Source organism: Pseudonocardia sp. MH-G8, assembly GCF_002262885.1.
Taxonomy (GTDB): domain Bacteria; phylum Actinomycetota; class Actinomycetes; order Mycobacteriales; family Pseudonocardiaceae; genus Pseudonocardia.
In genome coordinates this window covers 221,329-239,587 of record NZ_NKYF01000003.1, presented here as the reverse complement: position 1 = coordinate 239,587, position 18,259 = coordinate 221,329, and the positions used below count along the sequence as shown (strand labels likewise).

Genomic DNA, 18,259 nt, shown 5'->3' with positions numbered 1-18,259 from the left:
TTGCGGTGCCGTGGATCACTGTTGCTAACGTTCCGGCGTCTCGTTGATCTGACTGTGGAATCGTCGCCGTGGTAACAAAGTTTGACTCGCGGTGATGCTCCCACTTCGGAGAGTGAAGTTGCGTGATCGACACGGAAGTTGAGCTGTAGCTGACCCGAGATCATCGGGGACGAATTCGCATCCCACCGCCGTCCGCCAGACGCTCCCCCTCGGCTGGCCGTCAACGCCAAGGAACCTGTATGTCTCACCCCACGTTGATCCACGGCCTCCGCCGGGACCAGGACCGGCTGATCAGGCTGCTGCGCGACTCCGATTCCGCTACCAAGACGCTCTCGGGCTGGACCGGCAGCCCCATCAACCTCCGCATGGTGAGCCGCCGGGACGACATGCTCGCCGATTCTGAATTCGCGGACCTCGACATGTGGTGCACCGCGCCGGTGCAGCGCCGGGAGGTGTGCCTGCTGGACGCTCGCGGCACCGTCCTCTCCGCGGCGACGTCGATCGTCGTGCTCAGCCGCTTGCCTCGCCCCGAGGCGTCCGAGCTGTCCGAAACCGACACACCATTGGGGCTGATCCTGGCCCGGCTGCAGGTACGCCGGCACACGCTCAAGGTGATCCGCCGGGCATGGGCAGGCGGCCAGGAGACCGAGGTGCTCTTCGAGGTCACGGCCCGCATGGACGTGGGCGGGATCCCGGTCGCCATGGTGCACGAGAAGTACATGGAAGATGCCGTTCACTCCGCGGTGCCCGAGGCGCAGCCGTGATCGACACGCTGACCGACGTACTGATCGTCGGCGCGGGGATCGGGGGGCTGGCGACCGCGCTCAGCCTCCACCAGGCGGGGATCCGGTGTGCGCTGGTGGACCGGGCGAACCAGCTGGCCCCGTTGGGTGTCGGCATCAACCTGCAGCCGCATGCCGTCCGCGAACTCACCGAGCTCGGCTTGGGGGACGAACTCGCGACGATCGGTGTGGCAACCGCGGAGCTGATCCACTACGACCGTCACGGGAACCGCATCTGGGGAGAACCGCGGGGTCTCGCTGCGGGCTACCGGTGGCCGCAGTACTCGGTGCACCGTGGCGAGCTGCAGATGTTGCTGCTGCGTGCGGTACGGGAACGGCTGGGGCCGCACGCGGTCACCACCAGCACGTCGCTGGAGAGCCTCCAGGAGGACGAGGCGGCCGATGCGGTGGTGGCGACGCTGCGCGACCGCGTCACCGGCGAGGTGCGGCGCGAGCCGGCGAACGTCGTGATCGGGGCGGACGGCCTGTACTCCGCTGTTCGCGCGCACCTGCACCCGGACGAGGGCCCCCCGGTCCGCAGCGGCATCCGGATGTGGCGTGGCACCGCACGACGCGCCCCGTTCCTCACCGGACGCAGCATGATCATGGCGGGTTGCAACTCGGTGGCGAAGTTCGTCGCCTATCCGATCTCGCCGACGGTCGACGGTTCCGTGACCATCAACTGGGTCGCGGAGGTCGCCTCCCCGGAGGACGCGCGCCCCGCGGACTGGACCGCGGCCGGGCGCCTCGACGAGGTCCTCCCGCACTACGCGGACTGGAACCTCCGCTGGTTGAACGTGCGGGAGCTGATCCGGGCGAGCGAGCGCATCCTCGAGTACCCGATGGTGGACCGGGATCCGCTGGACCGGTGGGGCACCTCCCGGACCACCCTCCTGGGCGACGCGGCACACCCCATGTACCCGATCGGGTCCAACGGCGGCTCGCAGGCCATCGTGGACGCCCGCGTGCTGGCCCACCACCTGGCTTCCGCGCCCGACGCGTCCACCGCACTCGCGCGTTACGAGGCCGACCGGCGCGAACCCACCGCGGCGATCGTCCTGGCCAACCGCGCCCTCGGCCCGGAGCGGATCCTGCGCACGGTGGCCGAGCGGGCTCCGGACGGGTTCGCGCGCGTCGAGGACGTGCTGTCCGCGCTGGAGCTCGAGGAGATCGGCGCGGCTTACAAGCGCACGACGAGCTCCGACGTTGCCGCGCTCAACTCGCGTCCGTCGTGGACGCCCGTGCTGTCCCACTGATCGCCGGGCGACCCCGATTTCGCTCGGTCGGCCACTACGAACACCGGAGGATGCAATGAGAGCTCGAGTCGGTCGGATGCTGGGGGGAGCATTCCGGCGCCACAGAGTCGCGGCCGGTGTGGCCACCGCCCTGCTGCTGGGCGTCGTGGCCATTCCGGCCACCGCGCAGCCCGCGTTGGGTGCGCCCGCCACCAGCGGGTCGTTGGTCACGATGTGCAAGGTGCTCCTGGGCACCCCGGTGGAGCTGACGGTCAGCGTGCCGCGGCAGGTGGCCGACAGGTTGCTGACCGACACCGACTCCTACGAGGGTCCGTGCGCCCTGTACGGGAAGAGCGAGTCGCTCGGGAACGGCAAGGTCACGGCGTTCTCGCAGAGCGTGGGCCTCGAGCCGAAGGTGATCGGGCTCCTGGCCGAGGACAGCACCTTCGACGGGCTGCCCTACGACCCGATGTCCAGCCGCCTGTGGTGCTACGACAAGGACCAGGACGGCACGATCGGCGAGATGGAGTGCGCCGGCGGACACGAGCGCTACCTTCCGCTGAACCCGATCTTCACCAAGGCGGTGGACAGCCCCTTCACCTACGTGCTGGCCAACTGGAACCCCATGGGACACATCCCGCCGGGCGTCTGGGACACCGCGCACTTCGACGTCCACTTCTACATGAACTCGAACCGGGAGCGGACCGCGATCCGTCCTGGGCCGTGCCCGCAGCTCACCAACTGCGAGGACTACGAGCTGGGCAAGATCCTCCCGGAGGAGAAGTACCGCCACCCCGACTACGCCGACCTGGACGCGGTCGAGCCGGCCATGGGCAACCACCTGCTCGACACGAAGACCCCGGAGCTCAACGGGGGCGAGTTCACCAGCACCTTCATCTACGGCAGCTGGAACGGCGAGATCACCTTCTACGAGCCGATGGTGAACCTCGAGCAGTTCAACGGCCTGCGGGGCGGGGAGATCGAGGACACCTGCGTCGACATCAAGGCACCCCAGGCGTGGCAGCGCTCCGGCTGGTACCCCACGAAGTACTGCCTGCGGCACCGCGACAACCGAAACGAAACCCTCACCACGCTGGAGGAGTTCGTCTACCGAAAGGCAAGCTGACCTGCGGGGAGCCTGTTCTGCGGCGCACTCACCCGATGCCCGCTCGGGGGTGCCGTCCGGGAGTTGACGGCTCGTGGCCGGTACCAAGGTGGACCGATCTCGGGTTTCGCGGAAGCGCGCCGCCAGTTGTTGGTGTTCGACCGCCGCCGGCGGATCGTCGAGATCAGAACCCTTCGACCCGGACACGTTGCGACGCAGACCCGCGGATGACGACGTCGAAGCGGCGACGGAACAGATGCGGGTAATCCAGCCGCGGGACGGTGCCGATCCGAGTCTTCAAGCGAAGGAGATGGACCGGGAACAGAACCGGCGGTAGCCGAATCCGGTGATCAGTGGATTCGGCTACCGCCGGACGACGCTACGCGCCGACTGCCTGCTAGCAGTTCGGCCCGCAGCCGATGCCCTTGCGGCAGAAGGTGGGGCGCCCGCAGCCGTAGTAGCAGGTCCGGATGGCGCAGCCAGTGCTGTAGCGGTGGCACCAGCTTTCTTCCTTGCACGCGGCCGCCGGAACTTCCGGCGCGATCCTCGCGAGCACTCGATCGGCGATCCGATGCATCATACCCACTCGATGTCACTTCCTCTCGTAGAGAATGGTTCACAGCACCCTAGCGATTACCGATAGCCGGTTGCAAGTCGTCCGCCGGGCGACCGATATCTCGTCGGATCAGCCGCCGCTTTGCAGTCAACTCCTTGGCCGCCGCGGTCGAAAGGACCGCTGACATCACCATGTCGCCTTCGACGACGAAGAGCGAAGTGGCGGCGTCGCCCTCGAATCCGGTCCCGATCAGGCCGCCGGAATCCGGCTCCCGCACCACCGGCACCGGCACACTCAGCAACTCGTCACCGCCCGACACCACGGCGAACCCCGATGTCCCCGTCGCCACCGCGGCATCGAGTGACGCGCTCTCCTCGATCACGCCCGCCATCGAGGCGAGGTGGGTGCCGATGGTGCCATCCACGCCGTGAGCGCGGCCCTCCACAACGGCGTCCGTTCCGCCCGGCACCGGTGCGATCTCCGGAATGCGGAACTGCTGCACAGTTGCTCCGAGTCGGTCGGCGGCGGGCTGATGAACAGCCGTTGATCGGGGAGTGCGCCCGGACCGCACAGCAGGAGCGTGCGCCGTTGCTGTCGGGGGCCGCCCTTGTGGCGCTCGATGGCTGGACCGGGTGACCGCCCGAAGCGGGTGACCGGGTCGAGGCCCACACGCGGAGAGGCAACCAAGTCATAACCCGGCAGGGGGCCAGGAGATACCCGCTGTACACCTGCGACGCCGAAAGTACCCCTCGATCGCCGGACCACCAGTTGCTGACGTCGCGCAACGGGAAGGTCCGGGCCGAGAGGTAGGAAGCCGGGTCGGTCCATCCGCCCGGTGCGTGGGTCGCTGCCCAAGGCGCGACGTGCGGATGGCCTCGTCTGTGCATGTCCTCTTGCGGTGTCAGCGGCGTCGCCGCGGGTCCGGCACGTCCACCCAGCAGTTCCAGCGACTCACGGGAGTCAGTTCCGATGCGTAGGTTCATCGCTCACGAGGGAGAGGCCACCGGCCTCCCCGCGTGCGTTGGTGCCTCCGTGCGGCTGGAGCTCTCGACGCGGGACCGCGTGCTGCTGGTCGTCCGGTGGGCCCTGGCGGTCGTCGCCTCCGTCGCGGTGATGTGGATCGGGTCGGCGTTCCTCGCCTCGACCGCCCACGCCGCCGCGACCGTCCCGGCCGCAGCCGTGTCGGCGAACGCGACGAAGGGAGGGAAGAAGCAGAACGCCGGCGACAAGAAGAAGGACGACGGCGAGAAGAAATCCAAGTCCAAGGGCAAGAAGAAGGACGACGGCGAGAAGAAATCCAAGTCCAAGGGCAAGTCGAAGGGCGACGGCGAGAAGAAGTCCAAGTCCAAGGGCAAGTCGAAGGGCGACGGCGAGAAGAAGTCCAAGTCCAAGGGCAAGTCGAAGGGCGACGACGGGAAGAAGTCCAAGTCCAAGGGCAAGTCGAAGGGCGACGGCGAGAAGAAGTCCAAGTCCAAGGGCAAGTCGAAGGGCGACGACGAGAAGAAGTCCAAGCCCAAGGCCGGCAAGGGCAAGGATAAGGTCGGCAAAGGCGCGGGCGGTAAGAAGGAGCTCAGCCGGGTTGGCGACCGCAAGGATCGCGATGACGACGGCAGGAAGAAGCCTGCCAAGGGCGACCGCGGGAAGAATGCGGGTGACGGCGCCGAGCGGCCTGCCGCGGGGAAGCGCGCCGAGCGCTCCGTCGACGCGCGCGATACGACGAAGCCGGCAGCCGCGAAGAAGGACACGAGGAAGGGCGAGCCTGCGCGGGCCGCGAAGCTGAACGCCAAGAAGAAGCTGAACGCCAAGAAGGCGGCTGCGAAGAAGGAAGAGCGCCGGACGGTCCGCCGGGCCATCGACGCTCTGATCGGGGAGCACGCGAGGAAGGCCGATGGCGAGACCTCCACCAAGCAGGTGCGGGGCCTGCTGCGCGACGTCGCGAAGGTCGCCGTCGACAAGGGTGTCGAGCCGGACCAGATCGAGAAGGTCGCGGACGCGGTGCACGCGGCGGTCGAGAACCGCGCGAACCGGAAGTTCGCGAAGCCGGGTTCGGAGAAGGCCGGCCAGCGCGTCGACACCGACGGCGGCACGGATGAGGAGACCGAGGAGTTCCTCGCCGACCGCATCCGGCAGGAGAGGAGCGAGGACCGGCTCGCGAAGGCCGAGAAGGCGACCAAGGCGGGGAAGATGTCCCGCGCCGCGTACAAGAAGATCGTCAAGAAGCACCGGACGCTGATTCGGGAGGTCGACCGCGAGCGCCGCGACGTCGACGCCGAGGACGCGGCACTCGTCGACGAGGTGGTCTCCGGGCACGACAAGGTGACCACCTGGGAGTCCCGCCTCGAGAAGGAGCGGAAGCAGGTCGCCGACGGCACGCTGAGCAAGAAGGCCTACCAGCAGCACGCGGCGAAGTACGAGAAGCTGCGTACGTCGGTGGCCGAGACGACCGACGGTCTGATGGACGCGACCGACCGCGACGCGGACCTCCTGTCCGAGGAGCTGGACGGCGAGGGTGCGATCGGCGGTTGCGCGGCCGACGGCGCGTTCGTCGGCTGCGGCGCGATGGCCGAGAGCCGCAACGGAAAGCAGGACCAGGAGTACTGGGTGGGCATCGCCGGCCTGACTCCCGGGATCGAGGTCGCCGCCGGCAAGGGCGCCTCGAAGGCGACCGCCACCTGCGACCTCGCCGGCGCCGACAAGGCCTGCGGGTCGACGGCGACCAGCCGCGACGCAGACGGCGTGCAGACCGCGGCCTGGACCAAGGCCGACGGCGCGCTGCGCACGGTGGGCCTGCACAGCGTGGCGACCCCGGAGGGCGCCGGCACCGGGTGCGGCATCCACGGCACCTGCCAGAGCAAGAGCACCGGCTCGGCAGCCGACGGGATGGGCCACGGCAAGGGCCCCCGTGGCGCGGGTGACGGGGACGCGATCGCGCGGGCGAACTGCGACGCGGTCCGCGGCTGCGAGACCACGACGACGATCGAGGTCGACGACGAGGACGGCTTCCGCTCCGTCGCCGAGGTCGACTGCGACACCGCCGACTGCACCGGCGACCTCGCCACCGATGCGGGCGCCGACCGCACCACGTGGGTCCGGCGTCCGGACGCGGCGGGCGGCAACAAGCTCGTCGCCGTACCGGCGAAGCCGCGGGCCGGGACCGACGCCGAGGTCGTCTGCACGGTGGCGGGCGGCGACTGCCGGGGGGCCAGCGAGGCGGACGCCGCGGCTCGCAACCTCGATGGCGACAACGGCAGCTCCGCTGCGAGCACCGCCACCCTCGAGATCGACTGCGACGGTCGCGCGAACTGTGCCGCGGCCGGCACCGCCCGCACGGACGGTGCGATCGACGCCATCGGCCGGGCGGCTCACCGCGACGCCCGCGCCACCGAGACGTGCGCCGTCACCGGCGGCAGCTGCGACGCGGAGGCCGGTGTCGAGCTCGACCGGTCCGTGGTCCGGACCGCGGCCGGCACGCCGGTCGACCGGCTGCGCACCGACGCCACCGCCACCGGCAGCCTCGACTGCGACAGGGTGCAGTGCCTCGGCTCCACGAAGAGCGTCACGTCCGGCGCCGCGACCGGCGACGTCAAGGGCCGCAGCAGCACCGGCCGCTCGGCCTGCATCGCGCAGGGCGAGGGCGCCGAGTGCGCGAGCACGTCCGGCACGTCGGTGGAGAACCGGAACAGGCAGGAGGCGAAGGCCGCGGGGCTCGCCCCGGTCGGCGGCCCGGTCGCGGTCTCCCGGTCGAGTGCCAGCGGCACGTGTGAGAGCGACGGCACCCGCTGTGCGGTCTCGACCTCGAGCTCTACGAGCGCGAAGGACCTCGCGGTCTCGAAGCACGCTCGCGGCAGCGGCGACACCATGGAGTGCTGGGTCACGAACGGTGCCTGCGGCGGGGAGAGCACGTCGGCCGCGTCGAGCGCCGCCGACTACGCGGTGTCCGGCTCGAAGAAGGGGCCGTCGTCGGTCTCGACCTCCACCGGCCACCTGGAGTGCGAGGGCGACGCCCGCTGCTCCGGCACCGTGCGCACCACCTCCACCGCGTGGGACGGCGCCGTCGCGGGCGGCAAGCGTGAGACCTCGAGCGACCAGGCCAGCTGCAACGCCGGGCGGAACGCCCACTGCGAGGTCCGCTCGATCTCGACCGCCGCGTCCGGCCCGGGCGCGGTGACGATGCTCGCCGACGCGGGCGAGGTCAACGGCAAGCGCCAGGGCCGCGGCCCGTCGGCCGCCTCGGTGGCGGGCGGTGTCCTCGTCTGCGAGTCCGGCGCGGTCTGCAACGGCTCGGTCCGCACCGCCGCCGAAGCGCGGAACCCGGCCGTGTCGGAGGACGCGCGCGGCTCCCACGCCGTCGGCGCCTGCACGAACATCCGCGGCGGGATCTGCCAGGCCGTGGTCAACTCCGGCTCGTCCTCCGACCCGAACGCCAACGAGATCACCCCGATCATGACCGGCCGGTCGACCGCCAACGCGACGGTCACCGAGAGCGAGACCCCCGGCGACGCGCCGGCGGGCGAGCGGGGCGCCTCGACCCCGCCTGCACCGGTCGCGCCGGGTGGTTCGTCGGCCGGCTCGGGGGCGCCGACGGTCTCGGGCGCATCCAGCTGGTCGATGTCCGACGCGACGCTGGCCTGCGCGAGCGGCACCGCCTGCACCGGCGGCGCCCGCCACGCGGCGTGGGGGAGCGACGACTCGATCGGCAGGAACGGCGCGGGCAGTGCTCGCGGCCCTCCGGGCAAGTCCCTGACCTCCGCCGAGTGCGTCACCTCGGGCAGTGCCTGCACGGTGACGGGCAGCTCCGCGGCGGGGACCGGCCAGGTCGTGGCCGACATCTACGAGGAGCAGCGCAAGACCGCCGCCGAGGACGCATCCCAGCAGGCCCGGCAAGCGGGGAAGGCCGCGAAGAAGGCGGCCGCGGCCGCCGCCCGCAAGGGCGCGACGGCCCAGCAACGCAAGACCGCCGTGAAGCTGGCGAAGCAGGCGCGTGAGGCCCGCAAGGATGCCCGCGCCGCAGCCAGGCTGGCGGCGAAGCCGGTGAAGGACGCCCCGGCGATCTGGTCCGACTCGTCGTTCACGGGCGAGTGCGCCGGTCAGGGCTGCAGAGTCACGGTCACCGCCCAGGCCCCCGGCGCGGCGGCCGAGACCTCCACCTGCCGCGCGGGTACGAGCGGCTGTGCCGTCGCAGGCCACGCCGACGCCGTGGTCATCCCGAACGCCGGCGAGACGAAGGTCGACCCGAAGGCGAAGGCCGGCAAGCCCTACGCGGCCCGGAAGGGCCAGAAGTGGGACATCCCCGGCTACACGGTGAACGGCCGGGTGACCACCGAGATCGCCTGCCGGGACGCGGGCTGCCGGGGCACGAGCACCGGCCGCGCCACCGTGATCGCGGGCCCCGAGGGCCGCCGCAGCACCACCACCGAGCGCGGCGCCACCGGATGCCGCGGCGTGTGCACCGCGCAGCTGACCACCACCACCACGAAGGTGGTCGGCCAGGGCAACGACCCGTTCGTCGCCACGAACGCCACGATCACCGGGCGGTGCGACGACGGGACCTCGGCCGGGTGCCAGGTTCGGACCACGTCGAGGACGAACGCCAATGGGTCGAACACCGGCACGGTGGCCGGGAAGGCCACCGCCACCTGCAGTGCCCGCGGCTTCTGCGCCTCGTCGACCGGCGGTTACGTGGCGAAGGGGGCAAGCCAGGTCAGCGCGGACTGCGCAGGCGCCGGCTGCCGCACGCGCACCGTCGGCAACGCCATGGACGAGGACACCCGCGGCAAGGCTCGGGCGGTCTGCCGAGCGGGCACGACCGGCACCTGCTCGTCGGCTTCCATGGTTGCCCTCACCGAGACGGGCGTGCAGGCCACGGCGTCCTGTGCGGGCGGCAAGGGCTCGACGTGCCGCTTCGGCACCGGCACGACGGCCGTGAAGCACATCGACGACAGCACGGCGAGGGCGCTCGCCGAGTGCCGCTCCCGCGGGGAGGCGGGTGGCCGCTGCTCCACGAGCGCGGCGGTGCAGATCACCGAGAAGGGCGAGGCCGTGGCCTCGGCATCGTGCCAGGGCAAGGGCTCGAAGTGCCGGTTCGGCACCGACACGAGGGCCGAGGCGTGGGCCGGCGGTGCGCGCGCCGAGGCGTACGGCATCTGCAAGGGGAACGGCTCGGGCCGCTGCACCACCAGCGCCCTCGCGCTCGTCGACGAAGACGGCCGGGCCCAAGCACAGGCCTCCTGCCAGGGCACGGGCGCGACGTGCCGCTTCCGCGCCACCACCGGCGCCGAGGTGCAGGTCGGTGACGAGCGGGCCCGCGCCAACGGCGACTGCGGCCGGCGCGGCCGCTCCGGCTACTGCAGCAACTTCTCGGTGGCGCAGGCCGAGGACGGGCAGGCCGTGGCCGCCTCCGGCTGCGAGGCCGCCAGGGGCACGTGGTGCGAGCACTTCTACAGCGCATCCGCCGCAGACGCGGCCGGCTACGGCACGCATGCATCCGCGTCGGGTTCCGGCGGCGGCGGTGAGGGCGACGGTTACGTCGCGGTCGCCGCGCAGGCCGAGGCCGGGCCGGGTTACGCGGCCGCGGCGGCCGAGTGTGCCGGTGCGGCGAACTGCCGGTGGTCGTACTCGGGTACGGCATCCGACAGTGCGGCGTACGGGGGCAACTGGGCGAATGCGTACGCGTCGGGTTCGGATTCCGGTTCGGGTCCTGGTGGTGGTCAGGTCGAGGTGGCTGCGCAGGCTCAGGCCGGGCCGGGTTATGCGGCTGCGGCGGCTCAGTGTGTGGGTTCGGCGAGCTGCCGGTGGTCGTATTCGGGTACGGCGTCGGACAGTGCGGCGTACGGGGGCAACTGGGCGAGTGCGTACGCGTCGGGTTCGGATTCCGGTTCGGGTCCTGGTGGTGGTCAGGTCGAGGTGCTCGCGCAGGCCCAGGCCGGGCCGGGTTATGCGGCTGCGGCGGCTCAGTGCGCCGGTTCGGCGAACTGCCGGTGGTCGTATTCAGGTACGGCATCCGACAGTGCGGCGTACGGCGGCAACTGGGCGAAGGCGTACGCGTCCGGTTCGGACTCGGGCACGGGTCCTGGTGGTGGCCAGGTGAACGTGGCCGCGCAGGCTCAGGCCGGGCCCGGGTACGCGACCGCGGTCACGTCGTGCCAGGGCGCGCCGAACTGCTACTGGTCCACGTCCGGTGCGGCCCACGCCGCCGCGTCCTACGGCGACGGCGTGCACAGCAGCTCGGCGAACGCCCACGCCACGGGTTCGGCCTCCGGATACGGGTCGGGCAACGCGCTGACGGTCACCGCGCAGGCCGAGGCGGGCAAGGGCTGGGCGACGGCGGGTGCGGGCTGCACGGGTGCGGCCGACTGCGCCGTCGGGTACTCCACGCGGGCCCACGCGGCGAAGGCCGCATGGGGCCAGACGGGCCGCGCGGGATCGGAGTGCTCCGGGGGGACGTCGGGCGGCTACTGCAGCTCGTCGGCGACGGCCTCCTACGACCCGAAGACCGGCCGGATGGACGTGCAGTCGGCCTGCGGGACCGAGGGCGGTACGTGCAGTCACTTCAGCGAGATCACCGGCAAGGTCGACGGGGTCGGCGGCCACTTCTCCGGCGAGAACCGGGTGCGCTGCGACGGTACGACGGACTCGTGTGCGGTGTTCGGCGTCGCCAAGTACCACCCGTCCACCACGGGCAAGGCCGGCGAGCAGACGATGCCGCAGCTCGACTTCGGCGTCGGCTGCGCGACGACGGGGTCCGCGGTCTGCACCCAGTACTCCAGGACCGAGGCCCACATCGATGTGCGCGACTTCGGCGCCGCAAAGGGCCGACTCGACGGGGATGCGGTGAGCGAGTGCCGCGGTACCACCGGCACGTGCCTCACCTCGGTCGCCGGCTACTACGACCCGGAGACCGGGAACGCCGCCACCTGGGCGAGCTGCGAGCACACGGGCGGTACCGCCTGCGTCACCTCGGAAGCGCACCTCACCGGTTGGCTGGTCGGTCCCGGCCAGGTCGCACCGGGGTCGGCGAAGGAGGGGTCGGTGCTGGGCGGCCTGAACTCGCACTGCACGGCGACCGCCGGGTCGTGCCAGGCCAGCGGGCAGCTCGCCTACGTCCCGGCGAGCTGGGAGACGACGAAGAGCGGCGAACCGGTCTATGTCACCGACGTGAACGGCGACCGGATCCGCAAGCCCGTACCGGCGTACGTGGCGGCCACCTCCGACTGCGCAAAGCCCGCTGCGGGCACCTGCACGCACGACTCCTGGGCGTTCGGCAGCCTCGACCGGACCACCTCCACCACGAAGCACACGGGCACCGCCGATGCGCAGTGCACCGGAACCACGAAGGCCTGCACCACCGTCGCGTCGGTGTCCTACGACCCGGAGAACGGCACGGTCGCGGCCTACGCGGACTGCGACGCCTCGGGCAGCAGCAGGTGCACGCGCGTCGAGACCCACACCACGGCCTCGATCACCCTGCCCGGCGGGATGGCGGTCCAGAGCTCCGACTGCACACAGGGCCCGGAGTGCTCGTCCCACTCGACGGCCAAGTACGTCCCGGCCACGACCGTCGTCAGCACGCCGTGCCTGCCTGGCGTCTGCGGCGGCCACGTCCCGGCCCGGGCGCAGACGTTGCCGGCGCATGTCGAGCTCGGGGCGGGTTGTGCCACGAACGGTGACCCCGCGAACTGCGGCTACCGCGTCGCGGGCTCCACCACCGCCGAGGCGGCGGCGGACGGTCTGGCGGCACGAGCGGGCGCCGGTTGCCACGACTCGGGGAACGTCGGCTCGACATCGTGCTCGCTGGCCGCCAACGCCTCGGTCGACGAGGAGAACGGCCTGGCGGAGGCCGAGGCATGGTGCACCGGCACCGCCCGTTGCACGTACTCCGCCGATGTCACGGCAACCGCCGACTCGGGGAAGAACACGGCTGCTGCGGACAAGCACTGTGGGATGGGCCTACCGGGGCGGTGTGGCGTCAGCGTCACGTCGGCCGCGACGGGCGGCGACGACGGGCGCCTCGGCACGGCTTCGGCGTCGGGGATGTGCGTCGACAGCAACGGCACCTGTCGGGGCGGGTTCCGCACGCACACCGAAGCGGGCCTGCACACGCTCTTCGGCCTGGCGGGCTGGGACACCTCCTCCGACTGCCGCTCGGCGGGCAACGGGTGGTGTGCCGGCACGGCGGAACCGGAGCACGCCCGGTCCTGGGGCGACTCGGACCAGAGCCTGCACCTGAGCGCCTCCGCGCCGGACCGGGAGGGGCTCACCAAGACCTGTGTGCGGGCCGGGGCATGCGACACCGAGGCGACGGGGCTGACGGCGACCACCGGGAGGAACGGGTGGAGGTTCGCGGCGATCCTCGCCGACGACCTGGGGAACGTCGCGGCGAACATGATCCCGGGTCTCGTGGAAGGGGTGAAGACCGAAGCGGAGAACGGCCGCGAGCTGTCCCCGTTCAACAAGCTGAGCCCGGTCGGGTTCGCCACGGCGGCGGTGACCGGCGACCTGCCGGAGTACGAGCACGGCGAGTCGATCTCCTCGTACGCGCAACGCCTCGGGATCGACATCCTCGAGGACGGCGGGATGGCCGGTCTCGTCGCCGCGATGGCCGCCGGTGGTGGCATCGGCGGTGTACGCGAGCGGCAGGACGACGAGTCGTTCTTGGGATACATGGCCGTGTCCGGCTTCAGCTACTTCGACGAGCTGCCCGAACTGATGCCCAGCGAGGTGGACGGGACCGTTCGCGGTGGCTTCGAGTACGGCGCGAGGGTCGCGCCGATCACCGGCGGGATCTTCCTGTCCGGCTACCGGTTCCAGGACCGCTGGATCCAGCACGACGGTCGGTGGGGTCCGGACTGGGCCACCATCGCGGACGACTACTACTACGCGCCCGTCTCCACCTTCCTGGAGGACGCCGGCACGGTGACGCTGCCGCTGATGGGAGTCGGCGCAGGCATGAAGCTGATCTCGCTGGGCGGAAAGGGTGCGGCGGTGGGCGCCACCGCGGCCTCCCGCGCCGCTCTCTCCACGGCGGCCCGCGTCAACAGGATCTCGAACGTTCTGTTGTGGTCCGGGAGCGTGACCATGTGGCCGTTCAAGCCGTTCGTGTGGGCCGGGCGCGGTCTGGGTGCGGCGGCGCTGAGCGTGGCCAAGCCCCTGGTGCCGACGATCCGTGCCGGATCCGCCGGTCTCCGGATCCGGGGGAGGGCAGTGGCGGCCTTCCACCAGCCGGGTATCGCGTCGAAGGCGTATGCGACGGGGGCTGCCGGGCTCGACGGCCTGGCCACCGTTCTGGCCACCGGACGGACCGGTGCCCGGTTCCTGTGGACGCGTGGTCTCACCGGTCGTCTCACACCCTGGCGCGGTTACGTTCCGGGCCTGCTCTCGACGTCGTTGGCCTACAACAAGCTGGGCATGAACTTCGGTCGCGCCTACACCGAGATGGAGGTCGGCAGCGCGGTCGACGCGGCGATGGTGCGCGCAACGACCCGTGGCGGTGACGTCAACCGGAGGCCGTACGTCAACGCCGGGCGGACCGCCATGATCGATCAGCTGATCCGGCAGAAGAAGGCCGGTACCCCGCCGGAGTCGATGACCTCGGTCGACCGGCCTGCTGCCGAGACGCCGTCATTGAGACCGGAGGACAACTGCGCCTGCGTCCTCGAGGCGCGCGCCGCTGCCGACGACCAGGCCGATGTCGCCCTGGACGAGGTGCCGGCGGCACGCCCGGAGGACCAGAGTTCCGCGGTGGTCGCGAGCCGGCTGGAGGCTGCTCACGACGGGCACACGAAGTCGACGACCGCAGCGACCGTCGATCAGGATGTCGCCGCCGCGCCCGGCGGCGCCGGGGTCTGGGTCTGGGTGGAGGGCTCGGACGTCGCCCACCTCGTGTACGCGAAGTACGAGAACGGGGCGGTCCGCTACTACGACGTCGACAGCAACGTGCCGCTCTCCGGCGCGGCCGCGGCGAAGGTGCGGGAGCGGGCGAAGGCGGTCACGGTCCTCGGCGGGGGCCGGGTGGCGCGGAACGTGGAGCTGCCCGACTACGTCGGAGCCAAGGCGGCCAAGAGTGACGCCGACGGTGAACCGCAGCAGGTCCCGCCCGCGGCGGTGGTTCCGAAGGGCGTCGCCGCGACCAGCGCCGACGCCCCGACCGTGGCCGGCGGCGCCGGCATCGCCGGCGCGGAGCCGATGACCGGTGCCGGCAGCGTCCACGGCCCACCCGGCGATGGTCATCCCCATCCTGTCGAGAGCACCCGCGAGGTGCGTCGGGAGGACGAGGCCGCCTACCGGAGAACCGCGCAGGAGTACGCCGACCCGCTCGACCGGGCGCGCGTCGCGGAGAGCTCCGATCCCCGGTTCGTCGACACCGATCTCGCGCTGAAGGAGATTCGCGGGCAGCGCGAGCGCGGCGAGATCAGCGACGAGCAGGCCAAGGCCGACGCGGTCGGGATCCTGGGCCGGGAGGCGCGCGGTGAGTCGAGGCCGATCCCCGCGGGCGGGAAGCTGCGCAACGACCAGATCATCGGGGGCGTCGGCGTCGCGCTCGGCAAGGTCGTGCAGATCGTCAGCGGTGGTGGGAAGACGGTTGTCGACGCCATGGGTGGGCTGACGCGCGTGGCGCTGGACGGCGATCGCGTCTACATGGCGTTCCCGAACAGGGGTTTGGCCGCCGATTCGGAACTGGTCGTCCGCCGGCTGGCCGCCGGGATCACCAACAAGGTGGGCAAGCCCGTCACGGTGGGCTACATCCACGAGTCGATGCCCTCGCACCGCATTGCGAAGGTGCTCGCCGAGGCCGATATCGTCCTCGGGGCGACCGATGCCTTCGCGTTCGCCAAGGCGCACACCCTGACCGGCGGCCCGGACGGTTATGTGCAGCCGGACTTCTGGGTCATCCCCGAGGTCGACAGTCTCATCCTCGACGGTAGGAACACGACCTGGCGCATCGCGAGTGCGGCGGAGGACGGCTGGCTCCCGACCAAGGAGATCGGACTCGGCGAGCAGGCGGCCAAGGGGCTCGAACCGGTCACCGCGGACAACCCGAACGGGCATTACCACCCGAGGACGGGCAGGCTGACCGAGTCCGGGCGCACCCGCCTCGGCGCGCTGCACGATCTCGACGCCGAACCCGCGCTGCAGAGCTGGACCGAGGCCGCCCTGCGCGCCAACGGTCATGAAGAGCGCAGCGCATTCGTCACCACGGTGACCACCGAGGACGGCACCGTCCACCGCGGCATCTTCCCGATCAACGCGGCGACCGGGTATCCGGAGCTCAACCAGCGTTACCCCGGTGGCGTCCACGAGGTTCTCGAGATGCGCTACTTCGGTGAGCGCGGTGTCAAGTCCCCGACGAACACGATCCACCACATGGGTCTGGACGACCTGCTCGAGGACACACCGTGGTCCGGTTCCACCGGTTCGGCCGGTGACGAGGCCGACTGGACGAAGCTCGGCAAGGACGTCGTCACGCCCGAACCCGACATCCGCCGCCGAGCCCACGACATCGACGAGGCCTATGGAACACGGGCCGAGGCGGACGACCGTGGGCTGACGGTCGTCGAAGCCGCACACGACGAGAACGTCAGCGGACACGACCTCCTCCGGCGCAACGGGATCGAGCCGGACCGGGACCCGGACCCGGACGTGCACGATCAGGGCGGGAAGGGCGAGAGCTTCCCGGTCCTCCTGCGCGCGGAGTCGCCAGCACACGCCGAGGCGGTCGCCGCCGAGCTGCGATCGCGAGGCCACCAGGTGGACGTCCTGACGGCCGAGAACATCGGTGACCGGAAGCGGGTCGAGGCCAACGCCGGCAGGCGGGGGCGGATCACCGTGACCAGCCTCGAGCTGCGGGGCCAGGACATCAAGCTGGGCGGGAACGCGGACTGGGTCTTCGAGAACGAGCTCCTGCCGGCGTGGCGGGAGAAGAACCCGGACATCGAGGAGGGCAGCCCGGAGTACGAGGCAGCCCGTGCCGGGCTGAAGGAGCAGGCCACGCAGGAGGCGGCCGCGGAGAAGGCGGCGTTGAACGTCGAGGGCGGCGGCCTGTACACCCTCGACCTGGGGACCGCCCCGAACGTGCGTGCCGAGATGCAGCGCCGCAGCCGTTCGGGCCGCCAGGGTGAGCACGGCATGTCGTTCACGCTGCGGTCGAACGAGGACCGGGTGCTGCCGGACGAGTTCGAGTACGTCGTCGAGGAGACGACCGGGCCCGCGGTCACCAGGTCCGGGCCGCTGACGGGCGAGGCGCTTGCGGACAACGCCATGCTGGTGGAGGTCGCCCGGCACAACAACGGCCCGCGGCTCTCGACGTCGCACGAGGATGCGCCGGGCCGGATCACCAACGCGGCGGCGGTGGCGGCGTCGATGACCTGGGCCGCGAACCCGCTCGGCATCGACCTGCCGTCGCTGGCCACCGCTCGGGCGGGCGAGGACGTCGCCGGGCTGGACGCCGCGCAGAACGCGCGGCTGCAGCAGCTGGTGACCCGGCAGGTGGAGCACCCGTTGACACCTGCCGACGGACGGGCGGCGTCGCGGGTGGCCGCGATCATCCCGGCACGGGTGTTGCGCCGGGTCCACCGCTCCGTCGACGAGATCCGCAGGCGTTACGACGAGCTCGCCACCGCGGGCTCCACGGTCGCCGCGGGCGACACCGCGTGGGCGGCGTTCCGCAACGAGGCGATCCGGATGTTGCTCGCGGACGACCCGCAGGCCGACGCCGAGGTCTCGCACCGGCGCCGGCAGCTGGCCGATGTGCTGGGCATGGACCCCGACGAGGTCGCCGAGATCGCGCGTGGCCCCCGTGACGCCGACGCACCCGACCTGCACGTGCCCGTGGGCACGTTCGGCGCCCGGCTGGCCGGGCTGACCGAGGTGGCGCAGCAGCGGCAGCAGACCGTGGACGCGAACGACGAGGCGCTCGCCGGCCTCGTCGAGCAGGCGGGCACCGGGGGCACGGCGCTGCCCCCGAAGAGGATCGCCCAGCTCACCGGCATGAGCCTCGAGCGGGTCGAGGAAATCCTGGCGCAGGCACTGCTGCGCGGGATCGCGCGTGCGCTGGACGAGGAGGCGGCGCGGCAGCAGGAGGCGGATCTCGTCCGGAGGCGGGACGCCGGCGTCCGGTCGCTGCTGGACCACGCGCCGCTCTCACCCGAGGACGCGGCGGCGCAGCAGCAGAAGGCGGCCGCTGCGCTGGGTGTCCCGGTCGAGGACGTGCAGGCCGCTCTCCACCAGCCCGCACTGGAGAACGAGCGGCGCGACCCCGGCGACCCGGACACCTCGTTCGAGGAGCGACTCGCCACGCTGGTCACAGACCTCGAGAACATGCGCAGCGCGGCGGTCCGGGAAGCGGCCGACGAGCGCCCGGCCCAGCTGGCCCCGTTCGTGAAGGCGCTGACCGGGGGACCGGGCCTGTCGGTCGGCGCGATCGCCGAGGCCGTCGGTCTGACCACGGATCAGGTCTCCGCGATCCTGGAGGACCGGGCCGTCGAGCCGGCGACCGCGGATCCCGCCGGGAGCGCCCACACCTCGTCGGCCCCGGCCGACCGGCTCCTGGCCGTCACCAACGCGGTGGACGCGTCGCAGGATGCGG

The 18,259-nt window shown here is 71.6% G+C and carries 5 protein-coding genes (1 of these 5 cut by a window edge); 4 read left to right on the top strand and 1 reads right to left on the bottom strand.

All coding sequences use genetic code 11. From position 1 onward, the window contains the following. Positions 1-239: 239 nt before the first annotated feature. The 3 genes from CFP66_RS49100 to CFP66_RS10745 all read left to right on the top strand — a co-directional run bounded on the left by CFP66_RS49100 (position 240) and on the right by CFP66_RS10745 (position 3,143). A complete protein-coding gene (locus tag CFP66_RS49100; protein ID WP_233159307.1) occupies positions 240-764 on the top strand; it encodes a hypothetical protein in 525 nt (174 codons plus the stop codon). Next, on the top strand, positions 761-2,038 hold the full coding sequence (locus CFP66_RS10750; RefSeq protein ID WP_233159306.1) for a flavin-dependent oxidoreductase: 1,278 nt from the start codon (positions 761-763) through the stop codon (positions 2,036-2,038). The genes CFP66_RS49100 and CFP66_RS10750 overlap by 4 nt, the downstream gene beginning before the upstream one ends. A 76-nt stretch (positions 2,039-2,114) precedes the next feature. Continuing rightward, positions 2,115-3,143, top strand: coding sequence for a hypothetical protein (locus tag CFP66_RS10745; RefSeq protein WP_143517212.1), 1,029 nt, complete (start codon positions 2,115-2,117; stop codon positions 3,141-3,143). Positions 3,144-3,748: 605 nt separating this feature from the next. Here CFP66_RS10745 and CFP66_RS10740 read toward each other — a convergent pair. After that, positions 3,749-4,180, bottom strand: coding sequence for a hypothetical protein (locus tag CFP66_RS10740; protein ID WP_094922687.1), 432 nt, complete (start codon positions 4,178-4,180; stop codon positions 3,749-3,751). 530 nt (positions 4,181-4,710) lie between these two features. Between CFP66_RS10740 and CFP66_RS10735 the strand changes: the two genes are divergently transcribed. Continuing rightward, a protein-coding gene (locus CFP66_RS10735; RefSeq protein ID WP_094922686.1) for an NUDIX domain-containing protein crosses the window boundary here: on the top strand, positions 4,711-18,259 show its beginning. The gene runs 23,462 nt beyond the window's last position; the window shows 13,549 of its 37,011 coding nt (coding positions 1-13,549); it begins with the start codon at positions 4,711-4,713; its stop codon lies beyond the right edge, outside the window.

What these genes read in the sequence shown, in the direction of transcription:
- CFP66_RS49100 (WP_233159307.1), top strand. Translation starts at nt 240, where the DNA reads ATGTCTCACCCCACGTTGATCCACGGCCTCCGCCGGGACCAGGACCGG.
- CFP66_RS10745 (WP_143517212.1), top strand. Translation starts at nt 2,115, where the DNA reads ATGCTGGGGGGAGCATTCCGGCGCCACAGAGTCGCGGCCGGTGTGGCC.